This is a genomic window from Pseudoduganella albidiflava, assembly GCF_004322755.1.
GTDB lineage: Bacteria > Pseudomonadota > Gammaproteobacteria > Burkholderiales > Burkholderiaceae_D > Rugamonas > Rugamonas albidiflava.
The window spans coordinates 380,315-394,444 of sequence record NZ_CP036401.1 but is presented as its reverse complement, the minus strand read 5'-3'; the positions used below and the strand labels follow the sequence as shown (position 1 = coordinate 394,444).

13 protein-coding genes are annotated in these 14,130 nt (G+C 65.4%); 6 read left to right on the top strand and 7 right to left on the bottom strand.

Translation table 11 applies throughout. The annotated features are described in order from the left end of the window. Positions 1-66 precede the first annotated feature (66 nt). From EYF70_RS01690 to pmbA, 3 genes are all read right to left on the bottom strand, one after another. Entirely contained in the window at positions 67-1,020 is a 954-nt protein-coding gene (locus EYF70_RS01690; RefSeq protein ID WP_131143846.1) for an IS1595 family transposase, read from the bottom strand. A gap of 164 nt (positions 1,021-1,184) precedes the next feature. Beyond that, a complete protein-coding gene (locus tag EYF70_RS01685) occupies positions 1,185-2,273 on the bottom strand; it encodes a TRAP transporter substrate-binding protein (protein WP_131143845.1) in 1,089 nt (362 codons plus the stop codon). A gap of 83 nt (positions 2,274-2,356) precedes the next feature. Beyond that, entirely contained in the window at positions 2,357-3,709 is a 1,353-nt protein-coding gene (gene pmbA, locus EYF70_RS01680; protein WP_131143844.1) for a metalloprotease PmbA, read from the bottom strand. A gap of 91 nt (positions 3,710-3,800) precedes the next feature. Here pmbA and yjgA point away from each other — a divergent pair, with 91 nt between their 5' ends. The 3 genes from yjgA to EYF70_RS01665 are packed head-to-tail and all read left to right on the top strand — an operon-like array spanning position 3,801 to position 5,752. Further along, a complete protein-coding gene (gene yjgA / locus EYF70_RS01675) occupies positions 3,801-4,418 on the top strand; it encodes a ribosome biogenesis factor YjgA (protein ID WP_131143843.1) in 618 nt (205 codons plus the stop codon). Continuing rightward, positions 4,399-5,073: a molybdopterin adenylyltransferase gene (gene mog / locus EYF70_RS01670; RefSeq protein ID WP_229420661.1), complete on the top strand. Its 675-nt coding sequence runs from the start codon at positions 4,399-4,401 to the stop codon at positions 5,071-5,073. The genes yjgA and mog overlap by 20 nt, the downstream gene beginning before the upstream one ends. A gap of 10 nt (positions 5,074-5,083) precedes the next feature. Next, positions 5,084-5,752: an alpha/beta hydrolase gene (locus EYF70_RS01665; protein WP_131143841.1), complete on the top strand. Its 669-nt coding sequence runs from the start codon at positions 5,084-5,086 to the stop codon at positions 5,750-5,752. Between the two features lie 295 nt (positions 5,753-6,047). Here EYF70_RS01665 and EYF70_RS01660 read toward each other — a convergent pair whose 3' ends face one another. Continuing rightward, complete coding sequence (locus tag EYF70_RS01660) at positions 6,048-6,602, bottom strand: carboxymuconolactone decarboxylase family protein (protein WP_131143840.1); 555 nt, start codon at positions 6,600-6,602, stop codon at positions 6,048-6,050. A 95-nt stretch (positions 6,603-6,697) separates the two neighbouring features. On the opposite strand from EYF70_RS01660, the gene EYF70_RS01655 reads away from it, so the two are divergent. Beyond that, positions 6,698-8,035, top strand: a complete 1,338-nt coding sequence (locus EYF70_RS01655; RefSeq protein ID WP_131143839.1) for an aspartate aminotransferase family protein — start codon at positions 6,698-6,700, stop codon at positions 8,033-8,035. Here the strand turns inward: EYF70_RS01655 and EYF70_RS01650 are convergent, their stop codons facing one another. The 3 genes from EYF70_RS01650 to EYF70_RS01640 form a co-directional block, all read right to left on the bottom strand. Next, positions 8,036-8,881, bottom strand: coding sequence for a fumarylacetoacetate hydrolase family protein (locus EYF70_RS01650; protein ID WP_131143838.1), 846 nt, complete (start codon positions 8,879-8,881; stop codon positions 8,036-8,038). A gap of 53 nt (positions 8,882-8,934) precedes the next feature. After that, entirely contained in the window at positions 8,935-10,218 is a 1,284-nt protein-coding gene (locus EYF70_RS01645; protein WP_165497551.1) for an MFS transporter, read from the bottom strand. Positions 10,219-10,283: 65 nt separating this feature from the next. Continuing rightward, positions 10,284-11,678, bottom strand: coding sequence for a KamA family radical SAM protein (locus EYF70_RS01640; RefSeq protein WP_131143837.1), 1,395 nt, complete (start codon positions 11,676-11,678; stop codon positions 10,284-10,286). 194 nt (positions 11,679-11,872) lie between these two features. Here EYF70_RS01640 and EYF70_RS01635 point away from each other — a divergent pair, with 194 nt between their 5' ends. Next, on the top strand, positions 11,873-12,334 hold the full coding sequence (locus EYF70_RS01635) for a cache domain-containing protein (protein ID WP_131143836.1): 462 nt from the start codon (positions 11,873-11,875) through the stop codon (positions 12,332-12,334). Positions 12,335-12,439: 105 nt separating this feature from the next. Next, positions 12,440-14,119, top strand: coding sequence for a methyl-accepting chemotaxis protein (locus EYF70_RS01630; RefSeq protein WP_131143835.1), 1,680 nt, complete (start codon positions 12,440-12,442; stop codon positions 14,117-14,119). Positions 14,120-14,130: the final 11 nt, after the last annotated feature.

Below are 14,130 nucleotides of genomic sequence, written 5' to 3'. Positions count from 1 at the left end.
TTAATTGGCCTTGCCGTTTGTCACGGAACTTTTTTGCAGGCCGAGCGGGACAAAGAGCCGACGACCCTAGGCGGGCGCCACGGCAGCACGCAACCATTGCTTCGGTGCTGTCAGCTCGGCGGCATCAAGCACACGCTGCCAGCCGGTGTAATTGGCCAGGTAGCGGCTGGCAACACCGTTAAATCGCCGAAGCCAGGTCTTGAAGCGGCCATGCCATCCGTTGACACCCTGGATATGGAGTGCGCCGCGTGCCCGAATGCCGGCACGCAGATTGATCGCCTCGTGTGTGATGCCGGCGTGCTTCGCAAATGCCTGGTACGCCTTGGCCGAATCGCTGATGAGCAGTACATCGGGCGCCAGCACGGGCTTAAGGTGTTTCAACAACTGGCCAGCGGTGACCGGGCCGCGGCCTGTGACGAAGTCGCAGGTTTGCCGGTTGCGGTCGCGGGCGACGAGAATACAGTCCAACTCGCTGCTGATGCCGCGCTGGCTGGCCTTGCCGCCGCGTTTGCGTGGCGGGCGGTTCAAATGCCGTGAGCCCTTCTGTGATTCGAGGTGATATGTTTCGTCAGCCTCGACGATGCCTGATAGCTGCGGACGAGGCGTCCGAAGTAAGGCGGTGATGAAACGGTGGCGCCATCGAAAGCTGGTCGACTTGGCCACCCGGACGCGCTTGGCTGCCGAGCGCACTGGGGTCGACTCGATCAGGCATTGCAGGTAATGCAGCCACTTGTCGCGCAGGCGCAGACGGGCAAGCGGCGTGCCGGTCAAGGCGTTGAAGCTGCGCCGGCACACCACGCAGCGATAGCGCTGCAAGCCACTTGCCTGCCCACAACGGTGAGAGCGCTGGCACCCGCAACGCGGACACGGCGGCCTTCCGGCGGCTTCCTCGATCAGGCGAAGACACTGGCCTGGCTGTTCGACGTTGGCCAAAAAGCCCTGCAGCAATGCGACCTGATCTCCTGAAAGCTGTTGCTGCATCAACGCTTCGATCAGTACTCGAATATCCACCGTGCCCATGTCGCCTCCCGATATGCATGAAGTAGCTCAACAGGAGATCAGATCATCATTCCGACAGGAAGTTCCCTTAATTACCGCGCACAGCGCCAAAACAAAAGCCGGCGCGGTGGTCGACCACGCCGGCTTCATATAACCTCGGAGTATCTTATTTTTCTATCTGGATATTATTTTCCGCGCCCCGCATTGATCAGGTAATTCTGGATCGGCGCCTCGGCCACCGAGGCCCACTGGTTCTGGTCCTGGCGGAATCTTTTCCACGGGTCGTAGATCTTGCGGAACTTGGCGTTCTTCGAGGCTTCCTCTTCCATCACGGCGGTGGAAGTCTTGAAACAGGCATCCATCACATCGCGCGGATAGGTACGCAGCTTGACGCCGTTCTTCAGCAGCCGGGCCAGCGCGGTGGGGTTCTTCACGTCGTATTCGGCCTGCATCGACACGTGCGCCTCGTAGCTGGCCACCTCGATGGCGGCCTGGTACTCCTTGGGCAGTTTTTCCCATTCCTTGATGTTCACGTAGAACGTGAACGAGGCCGACGGCTCCCACCAGCCGGGCGCATAGTAGAACGGCGCCACCTTGAAGAAGCCCAGCTTTTCATCGTCGTACGGGCCGACCCATTCGGCCGCATCGATCGTGCCTTTTTCGAGCGCCGGGTAGATGTCACCGCCGGCCAGCTGCTGCGGCACCACGCCCAGCCGTTCCAGCACCTTGCCGGCAAAGCCGGCCACGCGCATCTTGGTGCCCTTCAGGTCGGCCACCGACTTGATCTCCTTGCGGAACCAGCCGCCCATCTGCGTGCCGGAATTCCCGCCCAGGAAATTGATGATGTTGTAGTCCTTGAAGAACGCGCGCATCAGTTCGCGGCCGCCGCCCTGGTCATACCAGGCGGTGTGCTGGCGCGACGTGAGGCCGAACGGCACCGCGCAATCGAAGGAAAACGTGGAATCCTTGCCGAAGTAGTAGTACGAGGCGCTGTGGCCGCACTCCACGGTGCCGGCTTGCACGGCATCGAGCACCTGCAGGCCCGGCACGATTTCTCCGGCCGCGAACGAGCGGATGGTGAACTTGCCGTTGGTGAGCTGGGAAATGCGCTTGGTGAAGGTATCCGAAGCGCCGAAGATCGTGTCCAGCGACTTGGGGAAGCTGGAGGCGAGGCGCCAGGAAATGGTGGGCTGGGACTGCGCCAGGGCGGGAGCGGCGATGATGCCCGCACCTGCGCCCGCGGCAGCCTTCGCAATGAAGCGTCGACGTTCCATACGGTCTCCTGAGTTTTTTATAGCGTAGGAAAAACGTTACTGCTCAGGACAGTGTAGGGAAACGCCGATGGCGTGGCAACTGTTCAGTTGCCGGCGACGACCATCTTTTCGATCAGGATGGAACCCGTCTGTTTGGTGCCACGGATCAGCACGTCGTTGCCGATGCCGACGATCTGGCGGAACATTTCCTTCATGTTGCCGGCGATGGTGATTTCCTCCACCGGATACTGGATGATGCCGTTCTCGACCCAGAAACCGGAGGCGCCGCGCGAGTAATCGCCCGTCACGTAGTTGGTGCCCTGGCCCATCAGTTCGGTGACCAGCAGGCCGGTGCCCATTTTCTTCAGCATGCCGGCGAAGTCGTCTTCCGGCCGGGTGAGGTTCGACGTGAGCGACAGGTTGTGCGAGCCGCCGGCGTTGCCGGTGGTCTGCATGCCCAGCTTGCGGGCCGTGTAGGTGGACAGGAAATAGCCCTGCAGCACGCCATCCTTGACGACATCGCGGTATTGCGTGCGCACGCCCTCTTCATCGAACGGCGCCGAACCGATGCCGCCCGGCACGTGCGGATCTTCGCTGACCTGCACGTGTTCCGGGAACACCTGCTGGCCCAGCGTATCGAGCAGGAAGGTGGACTTGCGGTACAGCGCGCCGCCCGACGTGGCTTGCACGAAGGCACCCAGCAGGCCGGCGGCCAGCGGTGCCTCGAACAGCACCGGGCAGGTGCGCGTGGTGATCTGGCGCGCGTTCAGCCGCGCCAGCGCGCGCTCGGCGGCATAGCGGCCGATGGCTTCCGGCGTGGCCAGCTTCTTCGGATCGCGCACCGAGCTGTACCAGTCGTCGCGCTGCATGTGGGCGCCCTTGCCGGCGATCGGCGTGGCGGAGATGGTGTGCCGCGAATACGGGTAGCCGCCGATGAAGCCGCGCGAGTTGGCCGACACGAAGTGCGACTGCTGCACGTGCACGCCGGCGCCTTCGCTGTTGGTCACGCGCGGGTCGACCTGGAATGCGGCGGCCTCGGCGCGCTGCGCCAGCACCACCGCTTCCTCGGTGCTGATCGGCCACGGGTAGAACAGTTGCAGGTCGCGCGGGTCACGTTCGAGCAGGTGTTCCTCGGCCAGCCCGGCCGCTTCGTCGTCCGCCGTGAAGCGGGCGATGTTGTAGGCCGCTTCGACGGTGGCGCGCAGCGATGCGGTGGAAAAATCCGACGTCGATGCATTGCCGCGCTTCTGGCCGACGAAGACGGTGACGCCGAGGCCCTTGTCCTTGTTCTGCTCGATCGTCTCGATCTTGCCCTTGCGAACCGACACCGACAGGCCGCTACCTTCGCTGATCTCGACGGCGGCATCGGTGCCGCCGGTCTCGCGCGCATAACTCAATACGTCTCGCGCGATCTGTTTCAACTGGTCCTGGCTGTGGGTGAAATGCGATTCGCTCATAGGGTGTTTTGGTCGGCTAATCTTTAAAACAGTTATCATAGCAGCCGTTTACCGTTTTTACAGGCGCGCCTGAAGTGGCGCGTTTTTCATCATGCCAAATGCAAACCGCGGGGCCGTCGGCTTCGATTCCTCCGAGTTCCAGGAAAAATACGAGCGTCCCTCCAAGACCGAAATGAAACGCCAGTCCGACGCGCTGCAAGCCCTGGGCCTCGAACTGGTGGAACAGCCGCGCGACCGCGTGAAGCGCGTGCCGATGCCGGAGGACGTGAAGGATGCCATTCTGGAATGCCAGAACATCAAGAATCACGAGGGCCGCCGCCGCCAGCTGCAATTCGTCGGCAAGAAGATGCGCACGCTGACCGAAGAGGAAGTGGCCATCATCCAGCGCACCATCGAAGGCTGGAAAGGCGCGTCGAAGGCCGATACGGCCGCGCTGCATGCGCTGGAGCGCCGCCGCGACAAGCTGCTGGCCGACGACCAGGCACTGACCACCCTGCTGGCCGAGCACCAGGAACTGGATGCCCAGCACCTGCGCGCGCTGATCCGCAATGCGCGCAAGGAACAGGCCGAGAACAAGCCGCCGAAGGCGTACCGCGAGATCTTCCAGCTGCTCAAGGAACTGGACGCGAAAACGCGCGGCGCGGCCAAGGCGGCTGCGGATGCCGACGCCGATGCCGAGGATGAGGACGATGACGAACGGGACGAATGACCAGGTGAGCCAGGAGCCGGCCGAGCTCGTGATCGGGCTGGTGTCGGTGTCGGACCGCGCCAGCGGCGGCGTCTACCAGGACGCCGGCATCCCCGCGCTGGAAGAGTGGCTGCGCAGCGCGATCACCACGCCGTTCCGCGTCGAGACGCGCCTGATCCCGGACGAGTGCGCCACCATCGAAGCCACGCTGGTCGAACTGGTCGATACGGTGAAATGCCACCTGGTGCTGACCACCGGCGGCACCGGCCCGGCCCGCCGCGACGTGACGCCCGAAGCCACGCTGGCCATCGGTACCAAGGAAATGCCGGGCTTCGGCGAGCAGATGCGGCAGATCAGCCTGCATTTCGTGCCGACCGCGATCCTGTCGCGGCAGGTCGCCGTGATCCGCGAGATACCCGACGTGTCGCCACCTCATGCCGCGCTGGTGATGAACCTGCCCGGCCAGCCGAAGTCCATCAAGGAAACGCTGGAAGGCTTGAAGGACGACGCCGGCAACCAGGTCGCCGCCGGCATTTTCGCCGCCGTGCCCTACTGCATCGACCTGATCGGCGGCCCGTATATCGAAACCGATGGCGCGGTGTGCAAGGCGTTCCGGCCGAAGTCGGCACTGCGCAATCCACCCGACAACAAGGCAGCGGCCACGCCCCTGCAATGACGAGGACATCATGATCGACGTACTGCCCAATATCGAAGTTTCCACCAACGACAACCCGCAGGTCGCGATCATCTGGATGCACGGCCTGGGCGCGGACGGCAACGACTTCGTGCCGTTCGTGAAGGAACTGAACCTGTCCGGCCTGCCGGGCATCCGCTTCATCTTCCCGCACGCGAACACCATGCCGGTGACCATCAACGGCGGCTATGTGATGCGCTCGTGGTACGACATCGCCCATACCGACCTGGGCCGCCAGGAAGACGAAAAAGGCCTGCGCGCCTCGCAGGCGCAGGTGGAAGCCCTGATCGCCCGGGAAAAATCGCGCGGCATCCCGGCCAGCCGCATCATCCTGGGCGGTTTCTCGCAAGGCTGCGCGATGACCTTGCAGACCGGGCTGCGCCACCAGGAAAAGCTGGCCGGGCTGCTGTGCCTGTCCGGCTACGTGCCGATGGCCGACAAGGTGGCCGCCGAGCGCAGCCCCGCCAACCAGGACACCCCGATCTTCCTCGTGCACGGCCGGCTCGACCCGGTGATCCCGATCGCCCGCGCCACCGCCTCGCGCGACCTGCTGAAATCGCTGGGCTACCAGGTCGAGTGGCATGACTACTACATGCAGCACTCCGTGTGCCCGGAAGAAGTGAACGACATCTCCGGCTGGCTGCACAAGATCCTGAAGTAAGACTGTCACCGTTTTTCAAAGCGCATGCATTCCCCCCAACAGCAAAGGGCTGGGGTCAGGGGAGGAATACTGGCTTGCAGGCCAGTATCGCTACGTCGGCAAGGAGCGACGCTCCTTGAAACCCCGACTACGCCCCGCCGGGGTGAAGCAGGGGTTTCGCGAAGCATGCTTCGCGCCTGCGCAACGGTGCTGGCATACGTGCCAGCACTCCCCCCTGACCCCGGAATTTGCCCTTGGGTGGACTTAACTTAACGGCATTAGTGACTGTCACCGTTTCTCGCCGCCCTATTTGACATCACTCCGGCAGTGGCGCGGCCGGGGATGGTGGCGCCGCCGTTTGCGCGGCGTTCATCACCATCGCCAGGAACGTGTAGTAGCCACACAATCCCATCAGGTCCGTGACGCCGTGCTCGCCGAACCGGCGCAGCGCGGCGCCATACGTGGCGTCGGACACGCGCCTGTCCCGCTGCAGCTCCATGCAAAAGTCGAACACCGCCTGCTCGTCCGGTGCCAGGCCGGCTGGCGCGCGGCGCTGCGCGATGGCGTCGACGATGCCCGGCGCAATGCCCGCTTCCACCGCGATGGGCGCATGGATCGCCCACTCCACCTGCTGGTTCCAGTGCCGCGCGGTGACCAGGATCGCCAGTTCGGCCAGCCGCGGGCCCAGCGCGCTGCGGTAGCGCAGGTATTCGCCCATCCGCTGCGCATGCTGCATCAGTTCGGGGCTGCGCAGCAGCGGCACGAAGGGACCGTACAGCGCGCCGCGCGGACCGTCGATGACGGCCTGGGCGGCGACGTGTTGTTCCGGCGTCATATGTTCCGGCGCAATCGGGGGCAGGCGATCTGTCATGTGGGAAATACTCGCTGAAGGCACGAGATAAATCAATACCACGGTGTTTCCTCAAGGCTACTGTCGCCAGGACAAGCCACCACGACGAGGACACCATGAGCAAGATGATCCACCGGAACCTGCGCCATACGCCACCCACCGCCGTGTGCGCGTTCGGCATGTACCTGCGCGACAGCAAAGGCAATACCTACCTGGATGCGAGCGGCGGCGCGGCCGTGTCGTCGCTGGGCCATGGCCATCCGGACGTGCTGGCCGCGATGGGCGCGCAGATGAAAACGACGGCCTACGCGCACTCGGGCTTCTTCACCACCGACGTGGCCGAGGAACTGGCGCAGCGCCTGGCCACCGATGCACCGGGCGACCTGAACAACGTGTACCTGGTGTCCGGCGGTTCCGAGGCGGTGGAATCGGCGCTGAAGATGGCGCGCCAGTACTTCGTCGAGAATGGCGAACACGAACGCCGCATCTTCATCGCCCGCCAGCAAAGCTATCACGGCAATACGCTGGGCGCGCTGGCACTGGGCGGCAACGAGGCGCGCCGCAGGCAGTTCGAACCGCTGCTGATGGACGTGGCGCGCGTGTCGCCATGCCATGAATACCGCTATCGGCCGGCCGGGCAGGAAGTCGCCGAATACACCGCCGGCCTGCTCGCCGAGCTGGAACAGGCCATCCTCGAGGTGGGCCCGCACAGCATCATCGGTTTCTGCGCCGAACCCGTGGTGGGCGCCACGCTGGGCGCCGTGCCGCCCACGCCCGGCTACTTCAAGGGCGTGCGCGCGCTGTGCGACAAGTACGGCATCCTGTTCATCGCCGACGAAGTCATGTGCGGCATGGGCCGTACCGGCACGCTGTACGCCATCGAGCAGGATGGTGTGGTACCGGACCTGGTCGCGCTCGGCAAGGGCCTGGCCGCCGGCTACCAGCCGATCGGCGCCGTGCTGGCGCGCGACCACGTGGTGGAACGGCTGCGCGGCGGCAGCGGCGTCTTCCAGCACGGGCACACGTACAACGCCCACCCGGTGGCGGCGGCCGCCGCGCTGGCCGTGCAGAAGATCATCAAGCGCGACTGCCTGCTGGGCGCGGCCACCGTGCGTGGCACCACGCTGCGGCGCATGCTGCGCGACGCCTTCGGTACGCATCCGCACGTGGGCGACATTCGCGGCCGCGGCTTGCTGGTGGGGCTGGAACTGGTGCAGGACCGCGAAACGAAGCGCCCGTTCGACCCGGACCTGAAGCTGTTCGCGGCGGTGAAGGAGCAGGCGATGGACTGCGGGCTGATGGTGTACCCGATGGGCGGCACGGCCGACGGCAGGCGCGGCGACCATATCCTGCTGGCGCCGCCCTTCATCGCCACCGAGGCGGACCTGGCGCAGATCGTCAACCGCCTGTCGGATGCGCTGGGCCGGGCCCTGGCGGCGATCCGGCCGGCTTGATCAGAACTGCTGGAACCCGATCACATCCTGCTGCTGCTCGCCCAGCCCGGCGATGCCGAGCCGCAGCAGGTCGCCCTTCTTCAGGAAGCGCTTGCGCGCCATGCCCACGCCGGGCGGCGTGCCGGTGGCGATGATGTCGCCCGGTTCCAGCGTCATGAACTGCGACAGGTACGAAACGATCTGCGGCACCTTGAAGATCATCGTCGACGTGTTCCCCGTCTGCATGCGCTTGCCGTTCACTTCCAGGTACAGGTCGAGGTCGTTGACGTCCCATACTTCATCGCGCGTGACGAGCCACGGGCCGACCGGGCCGAACGTGTCGCAGCCCTTGCCCTTGTCCCACTGGCCGCCCCGTTCGAGCTGGAACTCGCGCTCGGAGACATCGTTCACCACGCAGTAGCCGGCCACGTATTTCTCGGCATCGGCTTCGCTGACATGGCGCGCGCGGGTGCCGATGACGACGCCCAGTTCCACTTCCCAGTCCGTCTTCTTCGAGCCCTTGGGCAGCATCACCGGATCGTCCGGGCCGGACAGGCTGGTGATCGCCTTCATGAACACGATCGGTTCCTTCGGCACCGGCAAGTTCGATTCGGCCGCGTGGTCCGCGTAATTGAGGCCGATGCCGATGAACTTGCCCACCTTCCCCACCGGCACGCCGAAGCGCGGATTACCGCGCACCAGCGGCAGCGTGTCGTGCGGGACCTTGGCGATCTTCTTCAATACCTTGTCCGACAGATTGGCGCCGGCGAGGTCGCCGATCACGCCAGACAGGTCGCGCAGCCTGCCTTCATCATCGATCAGGCCCGGCTTTTCCTTGCCGACGCGCCCATAACGAACCAGTTTCATTTTCTCTCCTACACATGATGCGGCGAAAGCGGGCCAGGAGCCTGCGCTTCCGGTCAAAGCGGAGATTCTACAGGGTTCGCGAGAAGCGGCCTGCGCCGGCGCCGGAAGAAGCGGACGATGCCTGGCAATTGCAGCATCACCAGCAGCAGGAACGCGGCCCGGTAGGCGGCGGCCGGATAGCGTTGCGCGGCGTCCGGCGGCCACAGGTCGACGACCAGGCCGAAGCCCGCCTGCACGAGGAAGGCACCGGTGAAGATCAACAGGTTCAGGCACGTCGCGGCACGTCCCGCGAGTGCCGGCGGCAGCGCCCGCGCGACGATCGTATATTCGATGCCGGTGACGGTGCCCACGAGGGCGAACAGCACGGACAGCATCGCACAGTAGGAAAACGAAGCAGGCGAAGCCGCGGGCTGCCAGGCCACCACGAAGCCGCACTGCACCGCGACGAACAGCGCGACGCCGATGCCGGCCACCGTGATCGGTTCGGCGCCGCGCCGGCCCGCCCATTCGGTCACCGTGCCCACCGCGATCGCGCCGAAGATCACGGCGGCCATGCCGATGGACAGCAGCCATGCCACGTCCTGTTCGGAGCACCGCCCCGCGTCCGTCAGCCAGCGCCCGATCCACAAGCCCTGGATGCCGAAGAACACCGCGTGCGGCACCAGCACCAGCGACGCTGTCTCGCGGAATGCCGGGTGGCGGAATACCTCGGCGAGGTCCGCCATGCCGAAGGCCTGTCGCGGCGCGGCCGGCTGCGCGGGCGCCAGCAGCAGCACCAGCAGCGCCACGCCCACGCAGCACAGCGCCAGCACGACGAACAGCGCGCGCCAGTCCGCGTGCTGCAGGAACAGGGTGACGGGCAGCGTGGACGAGGCCGCGCCCAGGCCACCGGCGGCGATCAGGTAGCCCTGCACCGACGGCATGCGTTCCGGCGCGACCCACATGGCGATCGCCTTCACCGCGGCCATGAAGCAGCCGGCCAGGCCGAGCCCCATCACCGTGCGCGCGGCCAGCAGCTGCGCGAAGCCCGTGCCGGACGCGAAGGCGAACGTGCCCGCGGCGGCCAGCAGCAGCATCGGCACCTGCACCCGGCGCGGCCCGAAGCGGTCCAGCGCGACCCCGACCGGCAACTGGGCCAGCGCGAACGCCAGGAAATAGGCGCTGGTGAGCAGCCCCAGGTCGCCCGGCGTCAGCGCCGCCGTGTCCACCAGTTGCGGCGCCAGCACCGCGTTCACCGTGCGCAACAGGCAGGACAGGTAATGCCCCAGCGCGAAAGGCAGGAGCGCGAGACACAGCATGGCCGGCCCGGACAGCCGCCCGCCAGGTATGCGGGCCATCGGCGCCGTGCAGGTGGGCGCAGGATGGAGGACAGGCGAGGATACGGACGCGGGTGCGGCCATGGTCAGGCGGCGTTGCCCTGCGAGGTGCACGAGCGCGCGCTGGTGATCGGGATCACCTTGCGCTGCGGCGGCACGTGCAGCGCCTGCGGCGCGTCGTCGGTCTCGAAGAAGAATTTCTCCTTGCCGAAGGCGGGCTTCAGGTGATCGAGCCAGGTGGCGTTCTCGTCGTACTTGGCGAAGAAGGGCTTCTTCACCCAGTCCGGATTGCGCGCCTGCAGGAACTGCAGCGCGAACAGCTTTTCGCCGTTGATGGTCACCACGCCATCGATCGCCACCTTGCCGGGGAAGGCGCTCATCGACGGGCCGCGCACCGTGCGCGCCAGGCCGGACACCATCTGGTAAGCCTGCTGGAAGATCTCGTGCGCGCGCGCCAGCGGCAACTGGAAGTATTCGCTCGGCCCGGTGTCGCGCTCCACGAACATGTAGTACGGGATCGCGCCCAGGCGCACGCCGGTGCGCCACAGTTCGGCCCAGCTGTGCGGATCTTCGTTGATGTGGCGGATCAGCGGGCCCTGCATGCGCAGCGTGGCGCCGGTGCCGACGATGCGCTTGACGGCTTTCTGGGCGATGTCCTGGCGCAGTTCCACGGCGTGGTTGTAGTGCCCCATGATCGCCAGGTTCTTGCCGCTTGCGACCACCTTCTCGAACAGGCGCAGCAGGTCGTCCGCATCCCTGTCGGTGACGAAGCGCTGTGGCCAGTACGCCACGGATTTCGTGCCGATGCGGATGTTCTGGATATGCGCCATGTCCGGCGCCAGCAGCGGCTCGATGAATTCGGCCAGCGAGCGGGTATTCATGACCATCGGGTCGCCGCCGGTGATCAGCACATCCGTCACTTCCTCGTGCGCCTTCAGGTACGACACCAGCTCCGTGGTTTCCCGGGCATCGAACTTCATGTCGTCCATGCCCACGAACTGCGGCCAGCGGAAGCAGAACGTGCAGTAGGCATGGCAGGTCTGGCCCGCGCTGGGGAAGAACAGCACGGTTTCCTTGTACTTGTGCTGCAGGCCCTTCAGCACGTGGTCGTTCACGCGCGGCACGTTGTGCGTCATCTGGCCGGCCGGGTGCGGGTTCATGCGCATGCGGATCTTGTGGACCAGCGCGGCGATCGCGGCATCGTCCTGCTTCACCATCACCAGGTCGCGCAGCTGGCGGTACTCGTCCACCGGCAGCATGTCGCGGTGCGGGAACACCAGGCGGTAGATGGGATCGTCCGGGACGTTGGCCCAGTCGATCAGGTTCTCCATCACATATTCGTTGGTGCGGAACGGCAGCACGTGCGAGACCACCTGCACGGCTTCCTGCTGGTCCGGCGGCAGCCATTGCCACTGGCGGGCCTGGCGGATGCTCTGGCGGGTGTACGGCTTGAATTTTTGCGGGGCGAAATCGGTCGTCATTGTGGATGCTCCGTTGGTTGCTCCGGGTTAAGGGAATCCACATCGTAGACATGCCCCAACTGATCATGTTGCAGTAAATCAATATCCGCACGGAAAATTTTCGTCGCGTTTTCTGACACCTTGCGCTAGCGCAATTTCTCGCCGGCAGCATCGGCGCACAATGGTTTGACCTTGACCAACCACGGGAGCTCCCCATGAAACAAGTACTGATCCGCAGCATGGCCTACCTCGCATTTGCCAGTGTCAGCGCCTTCGTCTTCGCCGCCCAGCCGACCGAGAAGGATGCGATCGCCATGGCCGAACGCGGCGCCGCATTCATGAAGGCCAACGGCAAGGAAGCGCTGATGAAGAAGCTGGCCGCCAAGGACCCGGAATTCGTGCAGGGCGAGCTGTATGTGGACATGCGCGACATCAACACGGGCATTGTGATCGCCCATCCGATCAACCCGTCGATCGTCGGCAAGAACCTGACCGACGTGCCGGACGCCAGCGGCAAGGTGTATCGCCGCGAGATCATCCAGCTGGCCGCCAAGGACGGCAAGGGCTGGGTCGACTACATGTACAAGAACCCGGTCAGCGGCAAGATCGAACCGAAGACGACGTACATCCTGCGCGTCGGCGACGTGGTGCTGGAAGCCGGCATCTACAAGAAATAAAGACGCCGCCCACCGGTCGCGCGCCACGCATCCTTTCTTTACCTCATTGATCCAAGCTTCACTCATCCAAGCTTCATTCATCCATCATCCCTGGCGGGAGCAGTCATGTTGAACAAATTACGAATCGGTCCCAAACTGTTGCTGGCGCCCAGCGTCGTGCTGATCTTGCTGGTGGCCATCACGGCCTGCGCCTGGATCGGCATGGTGCGCCAGAACGCATCGCTGGAAAACCTGGTGCAGGTGCGCGCCGCGCGCCTGAAGGCCACGGCGGACATCGCCGGCGAAGCCAAGTTCGCCCATGCCAACATCTACCAGTTGCTGGCATGGGTCAACGGCAGCTTCGCGAAAACGCGGCTGGACGAGCTGACGGACCGCATCCACTCCCGCCACCGCAGCATCGAACAGCAGCTGGTACAGCTGGCGCGCGTGTCCGACGCCGAGGAGCGCAAGCTGGTCGACGCCTCCAGCCAGGCGCTGATCGCCTATCGCAAGGGTGTGCTGGAAACCATCGAGATGGCCCAGATGGACCAGTCGATCGCCACCAATGCGATGCAGAAGGCGGAGCGCCAGTTCGTGCTGCTCGAAGAAGACCTGCAGCGGCTGGCGGCGCTGGAAAAATCGCTGTCGGAAACGGCGCACGCGGCGGCCAAGGCGGAGTTCCGCCAGCTGGGCATCGCGATGGCGGCCTTGTGCGTGCTGTCGGTAGCGCTGTCATTGCTGGTATCGATGCTGGTGCGCACCGCGCTGCTGCGCGATATCCGCTCGATCGCCGACGTGGTGCGCAGCCTGGCCGCGGGCCGGCTCACCACCGCCAAGCCGAATGCCGGCCGCGACGAGATCGCGGAAACGGCGCGCGTGCTGGACCAGAGCATCGCCAACCTGAACCAGACCTTGCGCACGATCCGCGGCGCGGTGCAGTCGATCGATACCGCTTCCCATGAAATCGCGGTGGGCAACCTGGACCTGTCCAGCCGAACCGAGCAGCAGGCCGGCTCGCTGGAGGAAACGGCCAGCGCGATGGCCAGCCTGACGACGGCCGTACGCCAGAACGCCGAGAATGCCCGCGAAGCGTGCCGGCTGGCGGCCACCGCCACCTCGATGGCGGAAAAAGGCGGCGATGCCGTGTCGCAGGCCGTGACGACGATGGAATCGATCCGCTCCAGCTCGCGCAAGATCGTGGAAATCACCGGCGTGATCGACAGCATCTCGTTCCAGACCAATATCCTGGCGCTGAATGCCGCCGTGGAGGCGGCCCGGGCAGGCGAGCAGGGGCGCGGCTTCGCCGTGGTGGCCAGCGAGGTGCGCACGCTGGCGGCCCGCTCGGCGGCGGCGGCCAAGGAAATCAAGGAACTGATCGCCAGGTCGGTCTCCACGATCGACGACGGCGCCGCGTCCGTCAGCCTGGCCGGCCGCAGCATGGGCGATATCGTGTCATCGGTGCAGCAGGTGAACCACATCATCGGCCGCATCAGCGCGGCCAGCGCGGAACAGGCGCAGGGCATCGCCGAAGTCAACCAGGCGGTCGGCCAGATCGACGACGTCACGCAGCAGAACGCGGCCCTGGTCGAACAGGCCGCCGCCGCCGCCGAAAGCCTGCAGGAACAGGCGGTCAGCCTGTCGCGCGCGGTGAACGTATTCGAACTGGATGCGGTACGCGATCAGCCGGCCCGCGCGCTCCCCGCGAGCGCCCGTGATGACGAACGCCGGGCGACGGACAGCGCGATGCGCGGGCTGCGGCTGCAGGCGCCGGTGCACGGCAGCGACCGCCACCGGCAGCGCGGCTGACAGGGGCACGG